General features: G+C 69.4%; 17 protein-coding genes. 9 read left to right on the top strand and 8 right to left on the bottom strand.

The features are described from left to right. Position 1 precedes the first annotated feature (1 nt). Positions 2-316 carry a hypothetical protein gene (locus KJS59_RS13800; protein WP_213453261.1) on the bottom strand — a complete coding sequence of 105 codons (315 nt, stop codon included), beginning with the start codon at positions 314-316 and terminating at the stop codon, positions 2-4. Between the two features lie 295 nt (positions 317-611). Beyond that, positions 612-1,136 (bottom strand): HAD domain-containing protein, encoded by a 525-nt coding sequence (locus tag KJS59_RS13795; RefSeq protein WP_213453275.1) that lies wholly within the window; start codon positions 1,134-1,136, stop codon positions 612-614. Between the two features lie 213 nt (positions 1,137-1,349). On the opposite strand from KJS59_RS13795, the gene KJS59_RS13790 reads away from it, so the two are divergent. Next, positions 1,350-2,177 carry a HEAT repeat domain-containing protein gene (locus tag KJS59_RS13790; RefSeq protein ID WP_213453260.1) on the top strand — a complete coding sequence of 276 codons (828 nt, stop codon included), beginning with the start codon at positions 1,350-1,352 and terminating at the stop codon, positions 2,175-2,177. Between the two features lie 128 nt (positions 2,178-2,305). On the opposite strand, the gene KJS59_RS13785 is transcribed toward KJS59_RS13790, so the two are convergent. After that, positions 2,306-2,542, bottom strand: a complete 237-nt coding sequence (locus KJS59_RS13785; RefSeq protein ID WP_213453259.1) for a hypothetical protein — start codon at positions 2,540-2,542, stop codon at positions 2,306-2,308. A 423-nt stretch (positions 2,543-2,965) separates the two neighbouring features. Between KJS59_RS13785 and KJS59_RS13780 the strand changes: the two genes are divergently transcribed. The 7 genes from KJS59_RS13780 to KJS59_RS13755 all read left to right on the top strand — a co-directional run bounded on the left by KJS59_RS13780 (position 2,966) and on the right by KJS59_RS13755 (position 16,025). After that, a complete protein-coding gene (locus tag KJS59_RS13780; RefSeq protein ID WP_213453258.1) occupies positions 2,966-3,673 on the top strand; it encodes a zinc-binding dehydrogenase in 708 nt (235 codons plus the stop codon). 312 nt (positions 3,674-3,985) lie between these two features. Beyond that, positions 3,986-4,108: a hypothetical protein gene (locus KJS59_RS31775; protein WP_283775779.1), complete on the top strand. Its 123-nt coding sequence runs from the start codon at positions 3,986-3,988 to the stop codon at positions 4,106-4,108. Beyond that, positions 4,105-6,579, top strand: a complete 2,475-nt coding sequence (locus tag KJS59_RS13775) for a pectate lyase family protein (RefSeq protein WP_213453257.1) — start codon at positions 4,105-4,107, stop codon at positions 6,577-6,579. Before KJS59_RS31775 ends, KJS59_RS13775 begins: the two co-directional genes overlap by 4 nt. A 186-nt stretch (positions 6,580-6,765) precedes the next feature. After that, positions 6,766-10,374, top strand: a complete 3,609-nt coding sequence (locus KJS59_RS13770; protein WP_213453256.1) for a fibronectin type III domain-containing protein — start codon at positions 6,766-6,768, stop codon at positions 10,372-10,374. Between the two features lie 260 nt (positions 10,375-10,634). Next, positions 10,635-13,877, top strand: coding sequence for a carbohydrate-binding protein (locus KJS59_RS13765; protein WP_213453255.1), 3,243 nt, complete (start codon positions 10,635-10,637; stop codon positions 13,875-13,877). Positions 13,878-14,151: 274 nt separating this feature from the next. Continuing rightward, positions 14,152-15,348, top strand: coding sequence for a phosphatidylinositol-specific phospholipase C1-like protein (locus KJS59_RS13760; RefSeq protein WP_213453254.1), 1,197 nt, complete (start codon positions 14,152-14,154; stop codon positions 15,346-15,348). 143 nt (positions 15,349-15,491) lie between these two features. Next, positions 15,492-16,025 carry a hypothetical protein gene (locus tag KJS59_RS13755; RefSeq protein WP_213453253.1) on the top strand — a complete coding sequence of 178 codons (534 nt, stop codon included), beginning with the start codon at positions 15,492-15,494 and terminating at the stop codon, positions 16,023-16,025. Here the strand turns inward: KJS59_RS13755 and KJS59_RS13750 are convergent. From KJS59_RS13750 to KJS59_RS31130, 4 genes are all read right to left on the bottom strand, one after another. Next, complete coding sequence (locus KJS59_RS13750) at positions 16,015-17,241, bottom strand: NAD(P)/FAD-dependent oxidoreductase (RefSeq protein WP_213453252.1); 1,227 nt, start codon at positions 17,239-17,241, stop codon at positions 16,015-16,017. The two genes, KJS59_RS13755 and KJS59_RS13750, sit on opposite strands and share 11 nt — an antisense overlap. Positions 17,242-17,334: 93 nt before the next feature. Next, positions 17,335-18,279, bottom strand: a complete 945-nt coding sequence (locus KJS59_RS13745; protein ID WP_213453251.1) for an RNA polymerase sigma-70 factor — start codon at positions 18,277-18,279, stop codon at positions 17,335-17,337. 224 nt (positions 18,280-18,503) lie between these two features. After that, the gene (locus KJS59_RS13740) at positions 18,504-19,220 is read right to left on the bottom strand and encodes a hypothetical protein (protein WP_213453250.1); all 717 of its coding nucleotides are present in this window, start codon (positions 19,218-19,220) and stop codon (positions 18,504-18,506) included. Between the two features lie 57 nt (positions 19,221-19,277). Next, positions 19,278-20,120: a hypothetical protein gene (locus tag KJS59_RS31130; RefSeq protein WP_249714099.1), complete on the bottom strand. Its 843-nt coding sequence runs from the start codon at positions 20,118-20,120 to the stop codon at positions 19,278-19,280. A 267-nt stretch (positions 20,121-20,387) separates the two neighbouring features. Between KJS59_RS31130 and KJS59_RS13730 the strand changes: the two genes are divergently transcribed. Next, a complete protein-coding gene (locus tag KJS59_RS13730) occupies positions 20,388-21,929 on the top strand; it encodes a PQQ-dependent sugar dehydrogenase (protein WP_213453249.1) in 1,542 nt (513 codons plus the stop codon). A 206-nt stretch (positions 21,930-22,135) separates the two neighbouring features. Here KJS59_RS13730 and KJS59_RS13725 read toward each other — a convergent pair whose 3' ends face one another. Continuing rightward, positions 22,136-22,357 (bottom strand): mycothiol transferase, encoded by a 222-nt coding sequence (locus tag KJS59_RS13725; protein ID WP_249714098.1) that lies wholly within the window; start codon positions 22,355-22,357, stop codon positions 22,136-22,138. Positions 22,358-22,739: the final 382 nt, after the last annotated feature.

The raw sequence follows: 22,739 nt of genomic DNA, 5'->3' as shown, positions 1-22,739 counted from the left end.
CCTAGCCTCGGTCTTTCGTGCGCCCAGCGGACCTGGAGGTGAGTGTGTAGCTCAACACGAACGCGTCCGCTACGCCACCTACGCCCTGGGCCGCCGCGCCGCCGAGGCGGCCACCGTGCGTGCCGCGCTCACCGAAGCCCTCGCCGGTCAGGGCCAGCAGCGGCCGGTGATCCTCACCGGGGACCTCAACGACACCGTCCAGGCGGCCACCACCCAACTCCTGCAGGGCCCGCCCGGCTCGGAGATCGGCACCTGCGGCTTCGCCCAGCCCGACCACGGCCGACGCTTTCCGCATGTGGAATCTGGGGCCGCTCATGCCGGCCGGCCAGGATTAATCGCGCATCGACCAGGGTCGCCCCGAACTGATCGATCACATCCTCGCCTCGAAACTGCTGGTCACCCCGCTGAACACGGTGACCGCCCGGGCCCTCATCGAGGCGCCGCTGACCTCGATCGACCCGACCAACCCAGATACCCGCCGCGATGCGCCAAGTTCCGATCACGCACCCGTAGTGGCCACCTTCGCCCAACTGTAAAGCGGCACGATCCCGGCTCCGTCACGACCGGACGGCCGCCACGAAGCACGGACGGCGGCATGAGCGTGTAGGTGATCAAGCGGCGCCGTCAGTCTGCCCGAGCCATCGACGGACTGCTAAGAAGTCCGCTTGGATCAGACCTACGTATGGGTCGACACGTTGCAGCAGCGTCCGCGCCGGGTGGTGTGCTGCGACCCATCGGCGGTCAGCGTCAGTTATCTCGTCGTCAAGCCAGATGAATGGGCGGCCGGCGGCCCACTGGGTAAGGAATACGGTCTTCCAGTGCAGACCGTGCTCTGGATCCTCGTGGTCGTCCGGCCATTCGACGACCGGCAGGTCGGGAAGCCCGAGTCGTGGCGAGATGATCTCGTTCGCCTCCGCCATCCATGTCGTCGCCCAGACCAACTGGCATCCCAGTGCCAACAGCCTCCGCCCGTCATCTGGGTCAAACCGATCGAGCAGGGGGTTGCCAGTACCGTCCAGGGACTGCACGACGGCACGGCCCAAAGAACGCTCCCGGCTGACCGGCCGGGCTTTGAACGGGAGCAGCGGTCCGTCGACATCGACGAAGATCAAGGGGTTGTTGGCGAGGGCGGCCATCACGTTCGAACCGTGTCGTGGGCCCATCCCGGGCTGAGCCAGGCGCGCTAACTCTCCTGGCGAAGGACCGGCTGTTCGCTGCACGCATCCCTCGCGACACACTCGGGACGCCCGGTCGGCGGCAGGATGAGGGCACCGGGACGGAGAAGGGCCGCCACGTAGGCTTATGACGGTCTTGTCTGAGGCCGGGGCGGTGGCGCGTATTGTCGGACGGTGAATCCCGCTGACCTGCAGGGCCTTCGATCGGGCGACCTCGAGTCCCGCGAAGAGCATTTGTACCAGTTGCTCGACCGGGCCCGGGCGCGAGGCGACGAATCGGCCATCGCCGCGCTGCGCGTGCTTGTCCGCGACTACCAAGACTTTCATCGGTCGTTGTACACGCGGGCGATGAACCAGGCGGCCGTCTTCGCGGACGCCGGGCTGCAGGACCCGTTGCTTGCCGCGCTCGGTGACACCCGGTACAACTGCCAGGCCTGGGCCGCGATGGGATGCGCGGCGATGGACGTCCGAGCGGCCGTGCCGCAGCTCATCGCGCTACTCGATCATCCGCAGTGGATCGTCCGGGACGAGTCGGTGGCCGCGCTCGGTCGCCTCGGTGACGCCTCGGTCGTGCCGGCGCTGCGGCCGCTGCTCGGCGACCAGGCCGAATGGCTGCGCCGGCGGACCGCCGACGCCCTGGCGCGTATCGGGGGCGACGCGGCGCTCGAGGCGCTGTGGGACGAGTTCGAGCATCGACGGTTTCCGCGGATCGGCTATATCGCCAGTACGTTGGCCCTGTTCACGCCGGAGGTCGTGCCCCGACTGCTGGCCGCGGCCGACCGCGCGGATCCGGATCAGCGGTACTGGGCTGCCGTCGCGCTCGGATCGACAGGTGACGACCGGGTCGTACCGACGCTGGAGCGGCTGATGGCTGGCGACCGCGGCGTGACCGTATTCGACGGAGAGGTCCGCGTCGCGGCGAAAAAAGCCCTACGCACTCTCCGACGAATCCAGGCGGCCATCGCCGCACGGAGAGTACAGACGTTACTCAAGGCTGACTGAAGAGGCATTCAGCTCGCGCGGATGCCGGACAGTAACGCGCAAGTCTGATTCCCGCCTGCCAATGATCGCCTATATACCCCGGAGATCCCGGACCCCACGATCCGAATGATCCACGTCTACAAATCTCATCAGCGATGCCGACGGATGCCGCCGTCGGCACGCAGCACGTCAAGATATCGCTGCTGCTCCATGGTCGGTCGCTTTGCGAGCAGCGGCGCCACCGACCTGTCTGGCTCGTTGTCGATGTCGCATGGCTGGCCCGGGCTGATGGGCCGAGGCCATCGGCAGATATACGGTGAGGCGAGCATGATCAGGTGCGCTGTATTCGGCACGATCGAGCGTCTCGACACCAGGTAGTAGGTCACGGTCCGTAGCGCTCGGTCGGCGCCGGAACAGTACGCGGACCCATCATGGTCGGCGTGCCGCAACAGCAGTCAGACCTTCGGCTCGTGAGAGTACCGCGGGTCGCGGTCCGTCACGTCGTTGAGGCCGATCGGCCGCGCTTCAGTTCGACGACCGCTTGCCTGGCGAACGAGACCTCAGCACATCGCGCCGCCCTGGGTTAGCAGTTCGGGACAAGTCCAGCCCGGGTAGGGTGGCTGTTAGCCGAGCGGCATGGCGCCAGACAGGTGTAGCCAGGGTTGGGGATCGGTTCGTGTCGATCATCGGACACGTACTGTTACCCCACAGTAATCAGCGTCAGGCTACCCGGCCGCGCGGAGGCTTGCCCACGGAAGCTCCCCCAGAACCCGCCGGCCCAACTCGCCGATGGCTCGGCCGCCACCCGTGTGCTCGGCGTCGGCGGGCTGGCCGAGCTGGTGGTCATGCCCGAGCGCCAGGTCGTGAGGATCGACCCCCGGGTGCCGCGCGAGGTGGCCGCCCTGCTGGGCTGCGGAGTGCCGAGCGGCTTCGGCGCCGCGGTTCACACCGCTGGCGTTGGCCCCGCGGACGATGTCGTCATCATGGGCTGTGGAGGGGTCGGCCTCGCCGCCATCGCCGGGGCCAGGCACGCTGGCGCGCAGCGCATCATCGCGCTCGACAGCAATCCCGCCAAGCTGCCCATGGCGCAGCGGTTCGGGGCGACCGACGTCGTCGACGTGACCACCGCGGCTGAGGTTGCCGGTGCCGTCCGCGAGATCACCGAGGGTCAGGGCGCCGACGTCGTTATCGACGCCGTCGGAGGGACCCGGACGTTCACGCAGGGCCTGGGCCTGCGTGCTCCCGGTGCCCGCCTGGTCATCGTCGGCGCGCCGAAGTCGACCGACGTTGCCGAGATCGCGCTTCGGCCGCTGTTCCTCACCGGCGGCTCGATCCGGGTTTCGATCTGGGGTGACTGCGTCGCCTCCAGGGATCTCCCCAAGCTGGCCGACCTTTACCTTGCCGGACAGCTTCCGCTTGAGGAGTACGTTCAGGAGACCTTCCGTCTGGAGGATGCCCAGACCGGATACGAACGGCTGCTGTCGGGAGAGGTTCTTCGTCCCGTCGTGCTCCTGTGACTTTGCGGCTCTCCTGACAGATCCGCCGGCCATGTTCCGCGGCGGCCGCCGCCGAGGTTGAGCACGGCTGGAAACAGAGCGCTGGCGGCTGGCCACAGTGGTCGCCGTAGCGGTGTGCGTCGGCTGCCGCTTGTACGCGCTGATCGATGCGCGGGCGGCAGGAAGCCGCTTTCCTAACGTAGGTCATGGTCGGAGCCCTGGGCGAGGCGAGTCCCGCTCTGCAACAAACCTGCATCCCATGATCCGTTGACGTGCGCCCCGCGAAGGAGCACGGTGAGACGGGAATGCGCTTTCCTCGAGATCGGAGACTCCATGCGCAGATCCGTACTCATCGCCGGCAGCGTGGCCGCCGCGTCCGATCACGTTGGCGTCGAGGCGTCCCAGCACCGCGACTTCTGCGGTCGGCCATGGCTACCGCAGGAGGAGTGGACGTGACAAGGAAGCGAGCCACCAGCATTCTCGTCAGCGCCGTTCTCGCGCTCGGCGCGGTACCGGCCTTCGCGCTCGCGGCGGAAGGCGCCGAGACCGGCACCACGGCTGCCTCCGCCAAGGCGTCGAGCGGCACCTGGTTCGAGAGCGCCTACGCCACCTGGACCGGCGTCGACGCCGGCTATCGGGCCTACGTCAAGACCCGCGGAGCGTACGACTGGCGGGACGGCGGCCGGATCGAGGGCTGGCTGACCGAGTGGGAGGAGGTGGATGCCCAGCTGGTCCGCGAGGTGGACCCCGCCCGCAGCACCTGGCGCGTGGACATCCCCGGTCTCCCACGCGGCGCGTATGACATCCAGGTCAGGGCGGCCGACGGCGTCACCGTCGTCGACACGTTCACCGACCTGACGACGTGGTCGTTCCCGCGCAACGGTGCGGCCTTCGTGCCCTCCGACGAGGCCGTGGACGACTTCCCCGGCAGCAACGACGCCGCGCCGGACGGGGCCGTCGGCGGCTACCTGCCCGACGGCCGCGTCAACCCCGGCGCCGCCGTCGTCTACCTGACGCCGGAGAACCTGACGACATTCCCGGCGACGGTGTTCTCGGCGGGCCGCGGCTCGACCGCGAACGCGAAGACGCCGCTGGTCGTGCGGGTCCTCGGCACGATCGGCTCGTTCGACACGGTCGCGGCCACGAAGGCCGGCGCCGGCGCGGTCGTCCCCCCGGGCGTCAACGACAGCCGCATGATGGCGATCGGCGCGGGCAACGGCAACGTCACCGTCGAGGGCATCGGCCCGGACGCCACCCTCTTCGGCTGGGGCATCACGACCGCCGGCGCGAACAACGTCGAGTTCCGCAACCTGCACATCGACCAGTGGTACGACGACGCGATCTACCTCGACGGCGGCGGCACGGGCACCCGGGCGTCCAACCTCTGGGTGCACAACAACACCTTCGGGTACGGGCAGAACAAGTTCCTCGCCCTGGGCCAGGACCCCGACCAGGCCAAGGGTGACGGCGCGGTCGACATCTCCAACCATGCGCGGAACTACACCGTCGCCTACAACCGCTTCGCCGGGAGCAGCAAGGCGATGCTGATCGGTGGCGGCGCCACCTCGATCAGCGCCCACTACGGCACAGTCGACCACAACTGGTTCGCGGGCACGGAGGAGCGCACTCCCCGGGTCCGCAACGGCCGGGTCCACGTGTTCAACAACCTGTACCAGGACATCCAGGGGCATCCGTACCACAACCAGCTCCTGGACCGGAACACGGGTTACGGCATCGGTGCCGGCCACAACGCCACGATCTGGGCCGAGGGGAACATCTTCGAACACGTCAACTTCCCGTTCCTGCGTAGCCGCCAGGGGCACGCCCGGGGCTTCCAGGCCATCGACTACGAGCCCGGGCCGGGCGAGTCGGCGACGGCGAACGCCGGCTTCAACCACTTCTTCGGGGACGCACCCGGCTTCCTCATCACGAGGGAGGTGGCGACCGGGGGCGACTTCCCGGCGAGTGTGGACGGCTTCCGGAACTCGTCCGACTACCTGCCTGGCCTGACCGAGGCGGGGCTCGAGGAGCTCAAGGAGGCCGCGCTCAGCCTGGAGCCGAACGTCCTCGATGGGGCGTCCACAAAGAACTTCGACCCGAAGCTGGACATCGGCGTGGTCGTCGCGGCGGGTTCGACCACGACGAACCCGACCATGACCACCAACCCGGCCGCGCAGCTCGACTGGTCGTTCCGGCCGAACCGCGAAGGCGTGTGGCCGACGGGCACCCCGGCCCAGACGGCGGCCCTGCGGACCGAGGTCGAGACCCGCGCCGGCGCGCTGCCCGCGCCGGCTGCGACGTCGGCTCCGGCCGCGCCCCGGGTGACCGAGGTGAGGATCAACGACGAGGTGCGCTCCGCGATCAGCGAGTTCATCCCGCCGCCCGGCAAGATCGTCGTGCACCGGGACACCTTCACGGTCACCTGGGCCAACGAGGACGTCCTGACGTCGAGCTACGAGATCCAGTGGGACAGGGGTGCCGGCGACTGGCAGAGCATCACGATGGTGCCCGCCACGGCCAGGCCGACCAGCCTCATCACCCAGGAGACAAACCAGTTCGCCACGCCGGAGACCGTCGGGCTACTGGCCACCGCGACCGACCGGGACGCGATGTACCTCTTCCGGATCAGAGCGGTCAACGCCGCCGACACCAGCGACTGGTCGCGGGTGTACGCGGTGAACGGTCACCTCGTCAGCGCGACGCCATCCGCCCGGGTCCAGAAGCTCGCGGGCGCGACGAACGACCTCACGATCACGGTGCGCGAGACCTACTCCGGTGGCGCGACGGGTAGGACCACGACGAGTGACCTCACCAAGACCTTCCGGATCCACAACAACGCGGCGGGCACCTACGACGTCGGCCCCTACCGGGTCTACGTCAGCACCGCCGGCAACACCCAGATCCGCCAGATCCGGATCGTCGGGTAAGGACGACGGATGGCCGGGCGAGAGATCGCCCGGCCACCCCTTCCGGGTCGCACGGCGTCATGGTGCTCCGGCGAGGCGATGCGAGTCGCCCTCGGGGGAGCACGGAGCTGAGGGCGCTGAACATTCACCGCCATTCGCACCCATGCCCGATCAATAACCGATCGCATCCATAGCAAGGGGTACCGCATGTCCCGTGTAAAGAAGGAAACCGCTCGACGATCCGCGGCGTTCTTCGCTGTCCTGGCCTTGGCCATCGGGGCGGCCGGCGTGGCGGTTCAGCCCGCTTCTGCCGCCGCGACCGGTGGCGCCCCGCAGAACGTGTCCATCCCGCCGATGGCGTTCGACGAGTCGAGCATCACGATCGCCTGGGAGAAGCCGGCCACCTTCCATTCTCCCGGTGCACCCAGGATCTCCGACTACGAGGTCTCCGCCAACGGGGAGTCGCTGGGCTCGGCGCGCGCGAACTTCGCCACCACCTACCCTTACCTGAACGCCTGGGTCGACCAGTTCTACGACTCCACCTCGGCGTTCGAGCACTACCGGATCAACCTGACCTCCTTCACCGCGAAGGGGCTGGACGCCAGCACGGCGTACACCTTCAAGGTCCGCGCGGTCTACGCCGACGGTGGCGTTTCGGCCTGGAGCGCGGCCGTGACCGGCCGGACGACGGCGGTCCCGACCGTGGTGGATGCCGCGGACTTCGGCGTCACGCACTGGACGAGCAAGGCCGGTGACCTCGTCACCCCCGGCGGTGGTTCCAGCACGGCGGCGTTCGCGGCCAACACGGCGGCCATCCAGGCCACCATCGATGCGACCCGGCCGGGCGGCAAGGCCGTGCTGCGCGGCTCCGGAGACAACGCCAACCCGTGGTACTACGTCTCGGGGTCGCTGTTCCTGCACTCGAACATGACCTTCGAGATCGAGCGGGGTGCGGTCCTGCTGGGATCCCCGGTCTTCGACCACTACCCGCGCTCGCTGCTGGTCTACCCGTACTCGCAAGACATCCGCACCTACGGCCTGATCAACGCCGTGACGTGGGACAACGGCACGCTGGAGAACATCCGCATCGTCGGTGCGGGCATCGTCGACGGCAACGGCTGGCAGGACGCCGGCAGCCCGCTACAGAACCTCGGGCCGCTCGACCCGACGCCGACCGGGATGGCGGGCACGCCCGACCCGACCGGCATGGGCTGGCGGCTGCCCAACTACTTCGCCGGCAGCAGCTCGAACGTCATCGCCAACGGCATCCTGGCCTCCGACGCCATGAGCAAGTCGACGTCCGACCGGACGCCGAACTCGGGCACCTCGCAGTGGTACAACACCCGCCCGAACCTCACCGTCGTGCGTGGTGCCAAAAACCTGCTCTACCAGGGCCTGACCTTCAGGAACCCGGCGTTCCACGGCATCGTCAACTACCAGTCCGAGGACATCACCGAACTCGGCACCGTCCTCCAGACCTTCAACGCCAACAACGGCGATGGCATCGAGTTCGGCGACTCCCGCGGCCTGCACCTGCTGAACAACTTCTATGACACCGGTGACGACGCCATCAACTTCGCCGCCGGGCAGGGCGCGGTCGTCCGCAACGAGACCGGACGGGTGGCCACCGGCGAGGGCCGCATCGTCAACAACTACGTCCGCAACGGCCACGGTGGACTGATCGCCGCCGGTAGCCACACCGGCGGGTGGATCGGCGACCTGGTGGCCGAGGACAACCTGCACAACCTCAACGAGACCGGCGGCGCCGGCGTGCTGCGCATCAAGTCGGGCCCCACCACCGGCGGCGGGGTCAGGAGCCTCGTCTTCCGCGACAGCGCCCTGCACTACGCGGTGAGCTCGAGCGCCGGGATCATCAGCGTCGACACGAGCTACTCCGACTCGAACGCCAGCACGGCGTTCAGCCCGGAAAGTGAGCTGCCCACGGTGTACGAGGACGTGAACGTCAGCAACCTGACGGTCACGGGGGCCCTGGACGGACCGCTGTTCAATGTCGGCGAACCGGGCAACAGCGCGGTGGCGCCACGCATGGTGGTGCGCGACTTCCACGTGGACGACATCCGCCTGCTGCACCTGGGAACCGGCTCGACCGCCGGCCGGATCCAGGCGGCCGCGCTGGAGAGCGCGTCCTTCACGAACATCACCGGTTCCCCCGGCGTGCCGGCCGCCATCTCGGCGACAGCCAGGAACATCACGCTGCACAACGTCTCCGGCAACGCCGACCGGACGCCGGCCCCGCTGGCGTTCCCTGACGGCGCCGCCCTGACGGCGACGGTCACCGAGGGCAACAAGGTGACCCTGTCCTGGCCGGCGGCCGCCGGCGGCACCACGCTCTACCGGGTGCTCGTCAAGGACGGGTCCAGCCGGGAGTACGTCAACAAGACGACGCTCCCCGCGGACGCCACCGGCTACGAGCTCTACCTGGCACCGAACCAGAAGTTCGCGGTGGCGGTGCGTGCCGAGACCCCCGACACGTTCGGGCCGCAGCTCACCGCCACCGTCCGGACCGGGGCGGCGTCGCATCCGGCCTCGACCATCACCCGGACCGACGCCACGGTGACATCGAACCCCAGCGGCGTCTCCTGGGCCGGGCTCACCTGGGCCGACTCGGCCGACGCCGGCTTCGGGATCCACTACTACCTGATCACCGCGACGGGTTCCGATGGGGTCACCAAGACCTTCCGGGCCTACTACGACTGGAACCGTGGCACCTCCCTGCCCCGCGGCGGCTACGCGCTCTGGGGCCTGAACGACGGCGTCGAGTACACCGCGACCGTCCGGGCGGTCAACTGGGCCGGCGATCTCGGTGAGCCGTACACCCCGGTGACGTTCACGACGGTGCCGGCCACCCAGGAGGGCACGCCGACGTGGGACGCCGGCGCCGAGCTGACCTACACCTGGGCGGGGCCGGGCGAGCCGGTCGTCCTGTCCTGGCGGGCGGACGACGTCGCGCAGAAGTCGAACGGGCGGACGGCCCAGTCCGCCGGCTACCGGGTGTACGTCAACGACGTCGCGCTCCAGCCGGCCGCCGGCGGCCTCGACCAGGTCAACGCCGTCGCGACAACGACCGGCACGACCTTCGAGGTGCCGACCGACGCCTGGGCCGTGGGCACCGACTACACGCTGCGGGTCGAAGCCGGCTACGACATCCTCCGGTACGCCTCCGGCTCGGGTGGCCCGGCCGGGTCGACCGGCTTCACCGGGACCAGCAACACCGATCTGCCCCGCAACCAGATCACTTTCGGCAAGTGGTCCGGCCACGGTCCGCGGGTCACCATCCAGGTGGTGGACGTCGCGGCGCTCGAGCAGGCCATCAACGCCGCCCAAGCGCTCGACGAGGCGCGCTACACGGCGCCGTCCTGGAGCCGGCTCCGCGCCGTCCTCGATCACGCCGCGGGCGTGCTGGGCGACGCGAAGGCCGGTCGCGTGGATCGGGCGACAGTGGACGCGGCCACCGCCGCGGTGGCCGCCGGCGTGGCCGCGTTGGTGACCCATCCGGCATGGGACGCCAAGAAGGCGTACACCACCGGTGACCGGGTGAGCTACCAGAACCGCGTGTATCTGGCGCAGTGGTACACCCAGAACCAGAAGCCGGGCGACCCCAACGGACCATGGGCCGAGGTGGGTGAGCTGGTGCCGGCTGCCGGCGCGGGTGTCCGGGCGTGGACGGCCAGCACGACCTACCCGGGCGGTGAGACGGTCGCCCACAACGGTCACACCTGGCAGGCGAAGTGGTGGACGCGGAACCAGGAGCCGGGCGACCCGAACGGCCCCTGGAAGGACCTCGGTACGTACTGACGGCGGGCGCGCGATGCGGCGGGCCGACACGATCGAACCCGGGTTGGGGAGCCGATCTGTCCGCCTGCGGTGACCGCCGGGCTGGTGTGGCACTGCTGTGGCGGTGCCACACCAGCGGTCAGGCGCGGCGGCCATTTCCAGGATTTCGTCGGTGGTCGCGGTCCAGGTTGTGGTGCGTTTCTCAAGGAGCGCCCTTGTGCCAGAAAAGCAGGTAACGAACTTCGGTTATGTGAAATAGCCACGCAACGGAGAGCGGAAAGATGCGAAGAGCACTGCGCAAACCCAAAGCACTATCCCTTGCGTTCGCGGTGAGCCTGTCCCTGGTCGGCCTGGGCACACCGGCCACGGCGGCCGTTCCCACGGACCGGCTCCACACGGGCCGCAACGCGCTCGCCGGCGGCGCCGCGGCGACGGAGTATCTCGGTTACCAGTCGCTCGACAACGGCGCCGAACAGATCGGGTTCGACGGGACCGAGGTCACCTGGAACGGGAAGGTCTGGACGCTCGACGAGTCCACAATCTTCATCGACTACCGCCTGGACCGGACTCAGCTCGCGGGCAACCCCCATGCCTTCACGTCCCTCCAGGACGCCAAGGCGGCGGGTGCGGTCCACGACGGCACGATCGACAAGCGGATGACCGTGCTCATGGCGCCGGGCGTCTACTGGATCGACGACCCCGACGACGGGTTCATCCGTCCCGACCGCCCCTCGGACAACCCCGAGGAAGGTCTGTACGGCATGACTATCAACGCCGACTGGTTGCACATCCAGGGCCTGACCGGCAACAAGTCCAACGTGGTGTTCGCGGCCGCGCGCGGTCAGCAGCAGGGTTCCGACGGCAACTTCAACCTGTTCAGGTTCACCTCGACCGGCCTGCTGACCGAGAACGTGACCTTCGGCAACTACGTCAACGTGGACCTCAGCTTCCCGCTCGACGGCAAGCTGCCGGCGGGCGAGCGACTCAGCCGCCCCAAGCGGTTCGACGCCATTTCACAGGCGCAGCTCTTCGGCGGCAGCAGCGTGTCGAAGGCGGTCGCGGTCAACACCGCGTTCGTCAGCCGGCTGAACCTGCTGCCCTTCACCGCCCTCTACATTGACTGCTACGTGGAGTCCAGTGGGCACGCGGGCGGCGGCAGCACGTACATCAACAGTTCGCTGCACCTGTACAACACCAACTTCAGCGGCGGGACGCAGTTCTACAACTCCGACATCTACCTCGATCCGCTGCCGGTCAACACCAGCGGCAAGACGGTGTACGAGCAGGGCTTCGGGGACAGCACCAGCACCTCGGGCGTGGCGATCGACACCCGCTTCCACCGTGGACCGAGCCTGACCGAGAACCCCGTCACACCGGACATGCCGGCCGGGGTCTCCTGGTCCACCAGAACCCCGAAGAACCCCACGACGCGCAGCTACCAGTACAACGTCACGTTGGACGGCGAGCCCTACGTCATCCAGGACCACTTCACGCCGGGCTCGTCGGTGGTCATCCCCGGCGACAGCGAGCTGCTCAAGGCGTACCGGGTCGAGCACGACGGGACGGTGTACTACAACCTCCAGAACATCCTCGGCCTCGACAACTTCGACGGCGCCAACGCGGTGTACCTGCCCTACGGCCACGTCGAGGCGATCGCCGCGGCTGAAGCGGCCGAAGGCGTAGCGGACGGGTTCTACCGGACCGTTCCGCGGGCGGCCAGCCTGGCTCGGGACGGAGGCGCCACCCCCATCCACAACGGCGGCACACCGGCCACCTTCACCGCGAGCGCCGAGGCGGGTCGTAGCGGCGGCCTCGGCGCCTGGACGTTCGAGGCGTACGACTACGTCCCGGACCAGGCCGCGGCCATCGATCCCGCGACGAGGAAGTACCGGCCGGCGACCTACGTCGAGCTGCGCGCCGACGGCAACCGCGTGGAGGTCAGCTCGACGCTGACCGGCTACGAGCAGAAGCAGGTCCTGATCGTGGCGCGCAACGCTCTCGGCATCGAGGCGGCCGCGCTGGCGACCGTGCAGCCGCCCTATATCGACGCCCCGGTGTTCACCGCCGGCGGTGAGCCGACGATCGTCATCGGCGCCGATGGGAAGGCGCGACTCGACTACGACTTCCAGGTCAAGGGTGACGGCCTGCTCGACACGTCGGTCATCTCCTGGTTCCGCGTCAGGAGCGCCGACGACCCGAACCCGCTCCCGCTGGTCACCAGCCGCCTGAACAAACCCGAGCGGGTCTACCCGATCGGCGAGGGCGACGTCGGCTCCTCCCTGATGGCCATGATCACGCCCAGGTACAACGTGAGCGAACCCGCCGCGACGACGACGGTCGTCACCTCCGGCCGCGACATCGCCAAGGGTGACGTCGCGGTGGCGATGAACGCCGCCGGCAACGAGGTGTCCCGAGTCACGACGGACTTCAACAACATGCCCACCGACGTCCAGCCCCGGATCATCCCCGGCACCTGGACGCTCACCAACGGCGCGGGCGGCAGCGGCTGGATCTGGGCGGACGGCTCCACCACCCAGGGCTCCGCGGGGTTCTCCGGCCTGCAGACGGGTTCGCCCGACCGGGAGTCCCGCCTGCACTACCAGCCGGTGGGCGAGGCATTCGGCGATGTGACCCTGACGGTGAAGCTCGCCCCGAACAAGACGGCGGGCCAGGGTTTCGGTTCCGCGCCGGACTTCCTGGACCTCTACATCAAATCCGACGGGGTCCGGCTGGACATGATCACGCGTGGTGAGCCGGGCGCCATGAACGGCTATGCCCTCCGGTTCCAGCGACTCGCCGCCCCCGAGATCTCGGAGCTCGGCTTCAACCCCGGTGGCGCCGTGGCGGGCGTGGCGGTCTACCTCGTCAAGATCACCGACGGCAGGGATTCCGCGGTCCGGTACGACAGCGCCAACCGCCCGTTTGGCTCGACGCTGCCGCAACTGATGTGGGACCCGGAGAACCCCGACGTGAAGTACACCCGGGGTGCCATGATCAGCGCCTACCTGACCGAGCTCACCGTCAAGCTCAGCCTCGTCGACGGCAAGCTCGCGGCGGACGTCTCCGCCAGCGCGGACGCACGCCCCGGCGACGACTTCGGCTATCTGCGGCAGGTTCGCCTGGCGGCCGACGTCGACATGTCCGACCTCGGCGGAGTGGGCATGTACTACAGCAGCTCCACCGGTAGCGACAACTCCACCGTGCTGACCCGCTGGGAGTCGGAGATCGAGAAGCGGGTGCCGGGGTGGAGCGCGACCGCGGTGTACGTCGCCGGGGACACGGTGACCTACCAGGGCTCCGCGTGGCAGGCGCTGTGGTGGACCCAGAACCAGGAGCCGGGCGACCCGTACGGCCCGTGGCAGGAGATCGCGGCGACGGCCGACGGCACACCGATCTGGACCGCCACCCGGATCTTCACCGCCGGTGCCGTCGTCGTGTACCAGGGCAGGAAGTACGTCGCCCAGTGGTGGACCCGCAACCAGGCGCCGGGCATCCCTTACGGCCCCTGGACGCTCGCCGGCTGAAGCCGGCGCGAAGGAGCCGCCTCGGATCGGGGCGGCTCCTTCGCTGTCCGCCCTCGGTTTTCTGCTCGACCGCGATGCCCGGCGGCGGGCGGCCACGTGTACCGCACCCCGGGTACGAACGGGTGTGCCCCGTCCGCGGTCAGGACCGGCGAGCATGCCACCCAGATGATCATCAATTCACGGTCTGGACAGTCCTCCGGAGATCCGCCGTAACGGTCCGGCCGCTCCGCCTTCCTAGCGTGCTAGCCGTCATCAACCAGTCTGAGGAGGACAGATGACGAAGCTGACCCGCCTGAAAGCCATGATGCCCGCCGTCCTGGCGGCGGCCGCCGTCGGAACCCTGCCGTCGGTCGTCACCAACGACTGGCCGACCAGCCCGGTCGCGAGTTCGTCGTCGGCGCAGGGCAACGGTGGCGTGGGCGATCTGCGGATGAACCAGATCCAGTTCATGGGCGCGCACAACGCGTACCACCGCGAAATGCAGGGTGTCGAGCTTGCGGAGTCCCTGAAGATCGACCCTGGCTACCCGCAGTGGGGCTACTACTCGCATGTGTCCATTCCGGACATGTTGGGCCGGCAGAACGTCCGGGCGGTGGAGCTGGACCTGCTTCCCGACCCGAAGGGTGGGCTTTACCGGCACCCGCTGCCCCGGCAGCGCGCCGGCCTCGGCCCCATCGAGGACCCCGCGATGGCCGCGCCGGGCATGAAGGTGCTGCATGTGGCGGACCAGGACTACAACTCGACCTGCCGCACGCTGGTGAGCTGCATGCGGCAGGTGAAGACCTGGTCGGCCGCCAACCCGGGCCACGTCCCGATCATCTTCCAGCTCGAGCTGAAGCAGACCGACGACCGCTGGGAGCAGCTCGGCGGAGCGGCCAGCCCCGCATGGGACGGCAAGCTGTTGGACGACATCGACCACGAGATCCGCTCGGTCTTCGCCGAGGACCAGCTCATCACGGCCGACGACCTGCGCCGGCCCGGGCTCACCCTCGAACAGTCGGTGCTGACGTACGGCTGGCCGCGCCTGGACCAGGTGCGCGGCAAGGTGCTGTTCTTCTTCGACAACGGTGGACCCGGCGCCATCCGGGACCTGTACACGGCCGGGCGACCGAACCTGGAGGGCCGGGCGGTGTTCACCCAGGGGCGGCCGGGCAGCCCCGATGCGGCGATCACGATGGTGAACGATCCCCGCGGTGGAAACGAGGCGGCCATCCGGGACCTGGTCCAGCGCGGTTACCTGGTGCGTACGCGGTCGGACGAGCCGCTGCAGACGGTCAAGGCGGCGGAGTTCAGCCGGGTGGAGATCGCCCTGCGCAGTGGCGCTCAGCTGGTCACCACGGACTTTCCCACGGTGGGGATGGCGGCGCGGTACGACAGTGACTTCGTGGCCGAGCTGCCCGGCGGGGTGGCGGTGCGGTGCAATCCGGTGTCCGCCCCGGCGAACTGCCACGACGGCCACCTGGAACGATAGATAGGTCCACATTGGGCGGCGGGGTCAGGCGGCGGGCGGGTGCCAGAACGTAGGTGCCCGTTGCGCCGCCCGGCCGATACTCGCAGGCCGGTGGCCGGCCGGCGCGGGTTGGGTGCCGGCGCCGGCTGGTAGCGTTGCCCGTCGTGACCCCTGAGTACCTGCGCGATGCGGCGGCCACCGTCGGTATCTTCGGCTTCTTCGCCATGGTGTGGTTCGGCTGGGCACAGGAAGCTCCGCCCCGGTCCTGGCGGCGCTGGCTCGTCGCCGGATCGGTCGTCTCGGTACTCCTCGTCATCGCCGGCGTCACACTCTATGCCCTCAACCTCGACACCGGCACCGCCTTCGACCGGGACACCAGCATCCACTACGGCGTCGCGGTCGGCATCGAGTTCGCTCTCGCCGGCATCGGTGCGGTGATCCTCGGCGGCACCGGGCGCAAGGAGTTCATTCCGGTCCTGGTTGGCCTCATCGTGGGAATTCACTTCTTCCCGTTGGCCGTGATCCTGAACTATCCGGTGCTGCATGTCATTGGCGCGCTCGCCACCGGCGCGGCGGCGGCCGCGGTGCCCTTGGCCCGCCGGCACGGCGTCGCGATCTCCGCGGTCACCGGCGTCGGGATGGGGATTTCACTGCTCCTGGGGGCCTTCGCGGCCCTGGCGGCGGCGCTTACCTTCTGACCGATCGTGACTCAGGACCCCTGACGGCCGGGGCCGGCTGCCGGGCCGCCGGGGCCGGCTGCCGGGTGACGCGGCGGCGTCGGGCCGGCAGTCCGAGCATCGGGTTGGCGACGCCCCAGGCAGCCCCCTTGCAGACCAGCTCCTTGTAGGCGGCGGCGAGCCGGCCGGTCAGTACCGCCGGCACGGCGCGGTCGTCGGCGGTGACGTACTGGATCAGACCTTCCTTGCGGCCCAGGGAGATGCACTGGTTGAAGTAGCGCAGCGGCGCGTTCGGGAGCTTTCCGCCGGTCAGGCGCGCCGCGATCGCGTCCGCGGCCTGCCACGCCATGGGAGTGCCCGAGGCGCACGACATCCGTAGCGGCTTACCGCCTCGGCCCATCGCGAAGGCGGCGTCGCCGATGGCGTACACGTCCGGGTGTGAGACCGAGCGCATGGTCGCGTCGACCACGATCCGGCCGGTGCCGGTGACCTCCAGGGTGGTCGCCTTCGCGATCGGATGGACCGCGAATCCGGTGGCCCACACGGTGACCGCGGCCGCGATGGCCCGGCCGTCGTCGGTGACGACGCGGTCGGCTTCGACGCCGGCGACCGCGGCCTGCTCGTGCACGGTGATCCCGAGCTGGCCGAAGACCTTCCGCAGGTGCTGGCGGCCTTTTGGCGAGAGCCAGTCGCCGAGGCCGCCGTGGGCGGCGAGGGCGACGTCGAGGTCCGGGCGGGCTTCGGCGAGTTCGGTCGCGGCCTCCAGGCCGGTGAGGCCGCCGCCGACGACGACCACGGCCTGCCCGGCGTCGAGGCGGGCCAGGCGCTCGCGCAGCCGGAGTGCCCCGGGGCGGCTGGCGATCTGGTAGGCGTGCTCGGCGGCCCCGGGGACGCCCCGGGAGTTCCAGCCGCTGCCGAGGGCGTAGACGAGCGTGTCGTAGGCGAGTTCCCCGGCTCCGTTGTCGTCGGTGGCGGCGACGATCTTGCGGTCGACGTCGACGCCGTCGACCTTCGCGAGCCTCAGCTCGACGCCGGTGCCGGCGAACATCTCGTTCAGCGGCCGGGGTTTGAGGTCCTGGCCGGCCGCCAGCTGGTGCATGCGGACCCGTTCCACGAAGTCGGGCTCGGCGTTGACGACGGTGATGGCGACGTCCTCGCGGCGCAGCCGCCTGGCGAGGCGCCCGGCGGCGATGGCTCCGGCGTATCCGGCCCCGAGGACGATGATGCGGTGCTGCATGGGTGGGCTCCCGTCTCGCGTGGGTTCGCCACTTGAACCGGGCGGCCGGGCGATTCCTGACAGGAACGCGATGTGAAGCACCTCATATGCGCGTCAGAAGGCCTCGAACAGGGGCTCCCCGTGGTCGGTGGCCGCCCACCGGGCGCTCGCCCGGCGGAGCTTGTCGGGGTTGACCTGGCTGCGGAAGGCGGCGATGCCCCCGTCGGTGATCTCCAGGCAGGTGACGCCGATGACCTGGCCGTCCACCACCGCCACGACGGCGGGATCGCCGTTGGCGATCCAGGCGTAGACCTCGGGCGTGCCGCCGGCCACGGCGCGCTTGGCCTGGCTGGGTCTGAACAGGCCCCACAGGAACTTCGCGACGGCGACGGCGCCCACGAACGCCGTGGCGCGGGCCGGGACCTTTCCGCCACCGTCGCCGATCGCGGTGGCGTCCTCGGTGAGCAGGCGCACGAGCGGCTCCGTGCGGCCGCTGGTGGCGGCCGCCAGGAACTCCTCGACGATCCGCCGGGCGGCGGCCTCGTCGATCTCGATGCGGGCCTTGCCGTCCGCGACGTGCTTCCGGGCGCGGTGGAAGATCTGCTGGCTGGCGGCCTCGGTGATGTCGAGGATCTCGGCGATCTCCCGATGCGGGTAGTCGAAGGCCTCCCGGAGCACGTACACCGCCCGCTCGTTGGGGGCGAGGCGCTCCAGGAGGGTGAGGACCGCGTACGAGACCGATTCGCGCTGCTCGGCGGTCTCGGCCGGGCCGAGCATCGGGTCCCCGGCGAGCAGCGGCTCGGGAAGCCACTGGCCCACGTAGGTCTCGCGGCGCGCACGTGCGGAGGTGAGCTGGTTGAGGCACAGGTTGGTGAGGACCTTCGTCAGCCATGCCTCGGGGACCTCGATACGGTCGACGTCGGCGGCGTGCCAGCGCAGGAACGTCTCCTGCACGGCGTCCTCAGCCTCCCCGGCCGAGCCGAGAAGGCGGTAGGCGATGGCCTCCAGGCGCGGCCTGGCGGCTTCGAACCCCGCCACGTCTCTCGCGGTCAACGGCATGGTCCGAGCCTAGCCAGCAGCTCTGGGGCAGCGACGGGATGTCCGTCGGGCGGGTGGTGGTGGCCCGTCGAACGGGCCGGCCACCGTCCGTCGGTCAGGTTAGGGGCCTTCGGCAGAAGGAGCGGGATCAGGCGCCGGTGTTTACGCAATTCCCGCCGCACCGATCGGGTATGTGGCGCGCGCCGCGAGCGGTGCCCGCGGCGCGCCGATTGATGTTTCCGTGGTCAGACGCTGGTCCGGCAGCCGTCCGACGTGTTGCCGGTGTTGTTGCAGTAGTTGAATTGCTGCGTATCGAGGATGTAGGCGAAGGTCTGCCCGGCCGGGCTGACGACGCTCAGTTGCACGCTGACCGCGCCTGCGGGTGCCACGGCGGTGAGCGACCGCTCGGGCCAGGTGTTGTCCAGCGTGATGAGGGCACCGTCGCTTGTGGAGATGAGTGCGTTGGACGAGGTGAACCACGACATCCGCAGCTTGACCGTGCCGCTGGTGTCGGCGGTGAGCCGGGTGAAGAACTTGTACCTGGTGCCCGCCGTGACCGCTGGGCGGCGGGTCACCGACACCGAGCCCTCGGCGTGTGACTGCACGTTCATCGTGAGCGAGCGCCGGCCGTCGTAGTACCTCGCCGACACCGCACTGTCGGAGCCGGGCGGCGTCACCTGTATCCAACCCGCGCCGGCCGCGGTGAACCCGGTCGGGGTGCCATACGGCGCGTCGGCCTCGATGGTGCGTTCCTGCGCGGTGAGCAGGTCATTGCTGAACCCGACGTCGCAGCAGGTTGGTGCGGTGAGCACCGGGTGCGTCGCGATGGTGCCCTTGAACGTCGACGGGTACGGGTCCTGGTGGAACGTCGCGGTCAGCTCGCTGGGGTCGTAGTACGTGTTGAAGTCCTGGTCGAGCATCCAGTAGTCGGTCCAGCCGTACATGATGTCGGCGTTGTACAAGCCGCCGTCCTTTTTGGACCATGCGTGCGGGGCACCCAGCACGTGCAGCAGTTGCCGTTACCAGCGGCTGGCGTGGCTGATCGTCCTGGCGTGTTCGCCGAGGAGGTCGGTGTAGGTGTCGATGTCAATGGTGTCGTGGTGGCAGCGTTCGACGAGCCGCGTCAGTCGATGGTCGATCTCCTCCGCGTCGAGGTCGAGCCGTTCGCACAGGTCATGATGGGCGTCGACGAGCGGTTCGGTGATCTCCTCGGGCTCGGTGCGGGTGATGTGGTAGGCGTCGCGGAGGTGCCCGGAGAAGTCGTCCCAGACGAGGATGGCCTCTTCGACGAGGTCGAGCATGGCGGTGGTGGCGGGCCGGGCGCAGAGAATCTCGATTTCGGTGGCGAGTTGATGGCCGGCGGCTTCGACGTCGGAGATCTGCCACCTGCTGCCGGTGGTGGCATTGGCGGCATCGCGGATGGCGGCGCGTGCGTCGTGCAGGCCGGTCTGGTCGGTGGTGTCGAGGAGGCCGGCTTCGGCCAGTAGCTGGGTGGCGAAGAGGCGGTCCCGCAGGGCGTGTTCCGCGACGAGGTTCGCCAGTTGTCGAGGGGAGAGCCGCCGTACGGCATGGAGATAGTGGGCGTGTTCGGGCTCAGCCGGGGCGGCGCCCGGTGGGGTCGCGGCGCCCGAGAAGACGGTGCCGGCGTCGAATGCGGTGAGCGCGGTGGCGACGGCGTGGGCGCAGAGGTCGTCGCCGACGGTTCCGCAGTCGCAGTCGGTGGTGAAGAGGCCGCCGACGATGCCGATCCAGGGTTGGAAGACGCCATCCCGGCCGTGGACGACGGCTTGGACGCCGCCGCCGGCCGGTTCGAGTTCGGCGACCCCGCCGGCACCCATCAGCCGTGCCGCGGCCTCGGCCACCGTGGTGGGGACGGATTCCCGGAACGCGTCGACGTCGATGCGGACTGCCACGGGCGGACACTCTACCGGCCACGGGCGGCGGCTGGTGGCGCCGAGCCGGACCAGGAACGGGCCGGGACGCGCCGTGGGCGTCCGTCCATAGGGAACGTTCCCATACATCGGGACGCGCGAATTCGGGAGCCGATTGCGGCACTACCGTCCCGTTAAGAGATGGGAGCCAATATGCTGCGACGTTCTTCTTCTCTCTGGCGGCTCTGTACGGCTGGCATGGCCGCCCTGCTCGCCCCGCTCGTGGCGGCCGGGGCATCCGCGGCGGGGCAACCCGCGCCGAAGCCGGCCGCGCCGGACCGCGCCGAGGCCGCCGCCGTGCCGCCGCTCGACCAGCTCACGGTCAGCACCACCCAGGTCGCCTTCGGGCTGCAACGACCGACCGCGATTTTCGCCCCCGACGACGGCAGCGGCCGGCTGCTGATCACCGAGAAGCAGGGGACGATCCGGGTCTACCACCCGGACACCGGGCTGGCGACGGAGCCGCTGCTCGACATCCGGGACCGGGTCGACATCTCCGGCAACGAACGCGGCCTGCTCGGCGTGGTCACCTCGCCGAACTTCACCCAGACCCGCACCCTGTACGTCACCTACACGGCGCTGCCCGAGGGCACCGTGACGCTGTCCCGGTTCACCCTGGACACGGCCGACCAGACGCCCGTCCCGGCCGCGCGGGAGCAGGTGGTGCTGACCCAGCCGCACGTCGAGTTCTCCAACCACAACGGAGGCAACGTCGAGTTCGGCCCGGACGGCTACCTCTACTGGAGCATCGGGGACGGCGGCGGATCCGACGACGTACTCAACTCGGGGCAGAACCTCGGCACCCTGCTCGGCAAGATCCTCCGGCTGGATGTCAGCCGCTCCTGCGACGGGCGGAACTACTGCGTACCCGCCGACAACCCGTTCGTCGACACGGCCGGGGCGCGGCCGGAGATCTGGGCGTACGGGCTGCGGAACCCGTGGAAGTTCTCGCACGACCTCGGCGGCGACGGCTCGCTCTGGATCGCCGACGTCGGACAGGGCGCCTTCGAGGAGATCGATCACGTGCCGGGGAACCAGGGCGGCGCCAACTTCGGCTGGTCCTGCCGGGAGGGTCCGCAGATCTTCAACCCCGACCGGTGCCAGGCCGGCGCCACGTACATCGAGCCGGTGCACTCGTACCGCAACTCGATCGATGGCTGCGCCATCATCGGCGGTTACGTCTACCGGGGCCGGGCCTACGCCGACATCGCCGCCGGGACGTACCTGGCCACCGACTACTGCTCCGGTACGGCGTTCGTGGCCCGGCCGCCGACCAGCCCCGGCGGCGCGTACACGACCCAGGCGCTGACCGAGCTGACCATCCAGCCGACCAGCCTCGGCCAGGACGCCGACGGCGAGCTGTACCTGGTCAACGACCTGCCCGGCCAGTTGCACCGGATCTCGTTCGGCACCACCGCCCCGCCGGCCACCTGCACGATCAGCTACCGGGTCGACCAGCAGTGGGGGACCGGCTTCACCGCCGCGCTGGTCATCACCAACACCGGCACCGCGCCGATCAACGGCTGGACGGTGGGCTGGACCTTCCCCGCCGCGCAGCTCGCCGGCACGTTCTGGAACGCCCTCGGCAGCCAGCAGGGCGCCGTGGTGACCGCCCGCAACGCCGACTGGAACCCGAACATCCCACCCGGGGGCAGCACCGAGTTCGGCTTCCTCGCCTCGAATACCGGCCCGAACCCCGCGCCGGACAGCTTCACCCTCAACGGCAGCCCCTGCTGCTGACCTGTCAGGAAGTGAGCCTCCCCGCTGTAGCGGAGCGGCTACCCATCGGGCGATGAGCCGCCCGCACCAGACGGGGCACGGTTGCGGACCGGGCCCTGTCTGGGTCAAGCACGGCGGCTGTCAGTCGAGCGGTAGGCCGTACCGCACCGGGCAAGGTTGATGCCGGCGCCGGCATCGCTCCCGCCGGTCCCTACCCGGCCTCGCCGCTACGCGTCGTCAAACCAGACCTTCTCGACGAACGTCGCGTGCTTCACAAGACCCAACAGCGTGGTCCCGGAGGCCACCAACGATCGACGCACCTGCTCCTCCGTCAGCCCGTCCAAGCAGCCATGGAGCGCGTCGCGGTGCTCGTCGAGGAACGCCTCGAACTGGGCACGGGCTGGCTGTGCGACGACCTGGTCGGCGAAGGTGGGCGGGTAGGAAGGCATGGACGAAGCATCCCAGATGAGCGGATGTCCGCGTTGCGGCCACTCCCATCGATCACGATAAGGGGATCAGCATGACTACCTCGCCCGAGTCGCCCGCGTACGTAGCTATTCGCGAGGGGATTGCCCTACGTGAACAGGGCCGCTCGCCTGAAGCGAAGGCCCTCATGGAGACCCTGGTCGCTGACGTGGAAAGTGGAGACGATGCGTACGCCAAGATCTTCCTTGCTCACTCGCTGGCCGATGTGCAGGAAAACCCCCGAGGACGAGCTTGCGTGGGACCTGCGCGCGCTCGCCTTTATGGATGAATTGACCGACCGGCAAGCCATCGAGAGAGGGGACGGCATTCGCAGTCGTTCGCTGAGGGCATCTGACGAACGTCGCC

Origin of the sequence: Rhizomonospora bruguierae (genome assembly GCF_018397995.1) — a bacterium.
Classification (GTDB): Bacteria; Actinomycetota; Actinomycetes; order Mycobacteriales; family Micromonosporaceae; genus Rhizomonospora; species Rhizomonospora bruguierae.
Note: the sequence above shows the minus strand (reverse complement) of the source record. Positions and strands in the feature narration are given on the sequence as shown.

What these genes read in the sequence shown, in the direction of transcription:
- KJS59_RS13750 (WP_213453252.1), bottom strand. Translation starts at nt 17,241, where the DNA reads ATGCAGCACCGCATCATCGTCCTCGGGGCCGGATACGCCGGAGCCATC.
- KJS59_RS31775 (WP_283775779.1), top strand. Translation starts at nt 3,986, where the DNA reads ATGCGCAGATCCGTACTCATCGCCGGCAGCGTGGCCGCCGCGTCCGAT.
- KJS59_RS13765 (WP_213453255.1), top strand. Translation starts at nt 10,635, where the DNA reads ATGCGAAGAGCACTGCGCAAACCCAAAGCACTATCCCTTGCGTTCGCG.
- KJS59_RS13795 (WP_213453275.1), bottom strand. Translation starts at nt 1,136, where the DNA reads ATGGCCGCCCTCGCCAACAACCCCTTGATCTTCGTCGATGTCGACGGA.
- KJS59_RS13730 (WP_213453249.1), top strand. Translation starts at nt 20,388, where the DNA reads ATGGCCGCCCTGCTCGCCCCGCTCGTGGCGGCCGGGGCATCCGCGGCG.
- KJS59_RS13745 (WP_213453251.1), bottom strand. Translation starts at nt 18,279, where the DNA reads ATGCCGTTGACCGCGAGAGACGTGGCGGGGTTCGAAGCCGCCAGGCCG.
- KJS59_RS13800 (WP_213453261.1), bottom strand. Translation starts at nt 316, where the DNA reads ATGAGCGGCCCCAGATTCCACATGCGGAAAGCGTCGGCCGTGGTCGGG.
- KJS59_RS13760 (WP_213453254.1), top strand. Translation starts at nt 14,152, where the DNA reads ATGACGAAGCTGACCCGCCTGAAAGCCATGATGCCCGCCGTCCTGGCG.
- KJS59_RS13770 (WP_213453256.1), top strand. Translation starts at nt 6,766, where the DNA reads ATGTCCCGTGTAAAGAAGGAAACCGCTCGACGATCCGCGGCGTTCTTC.
- KJS59_RS13725 (WP_249714098.1), bottom strand. Translation starts at nt 22,357, where the DNA reads ATGCCTTCCTACCCGCCCACCTTCGCCGACCAGGTCGTCGCACAGCCA.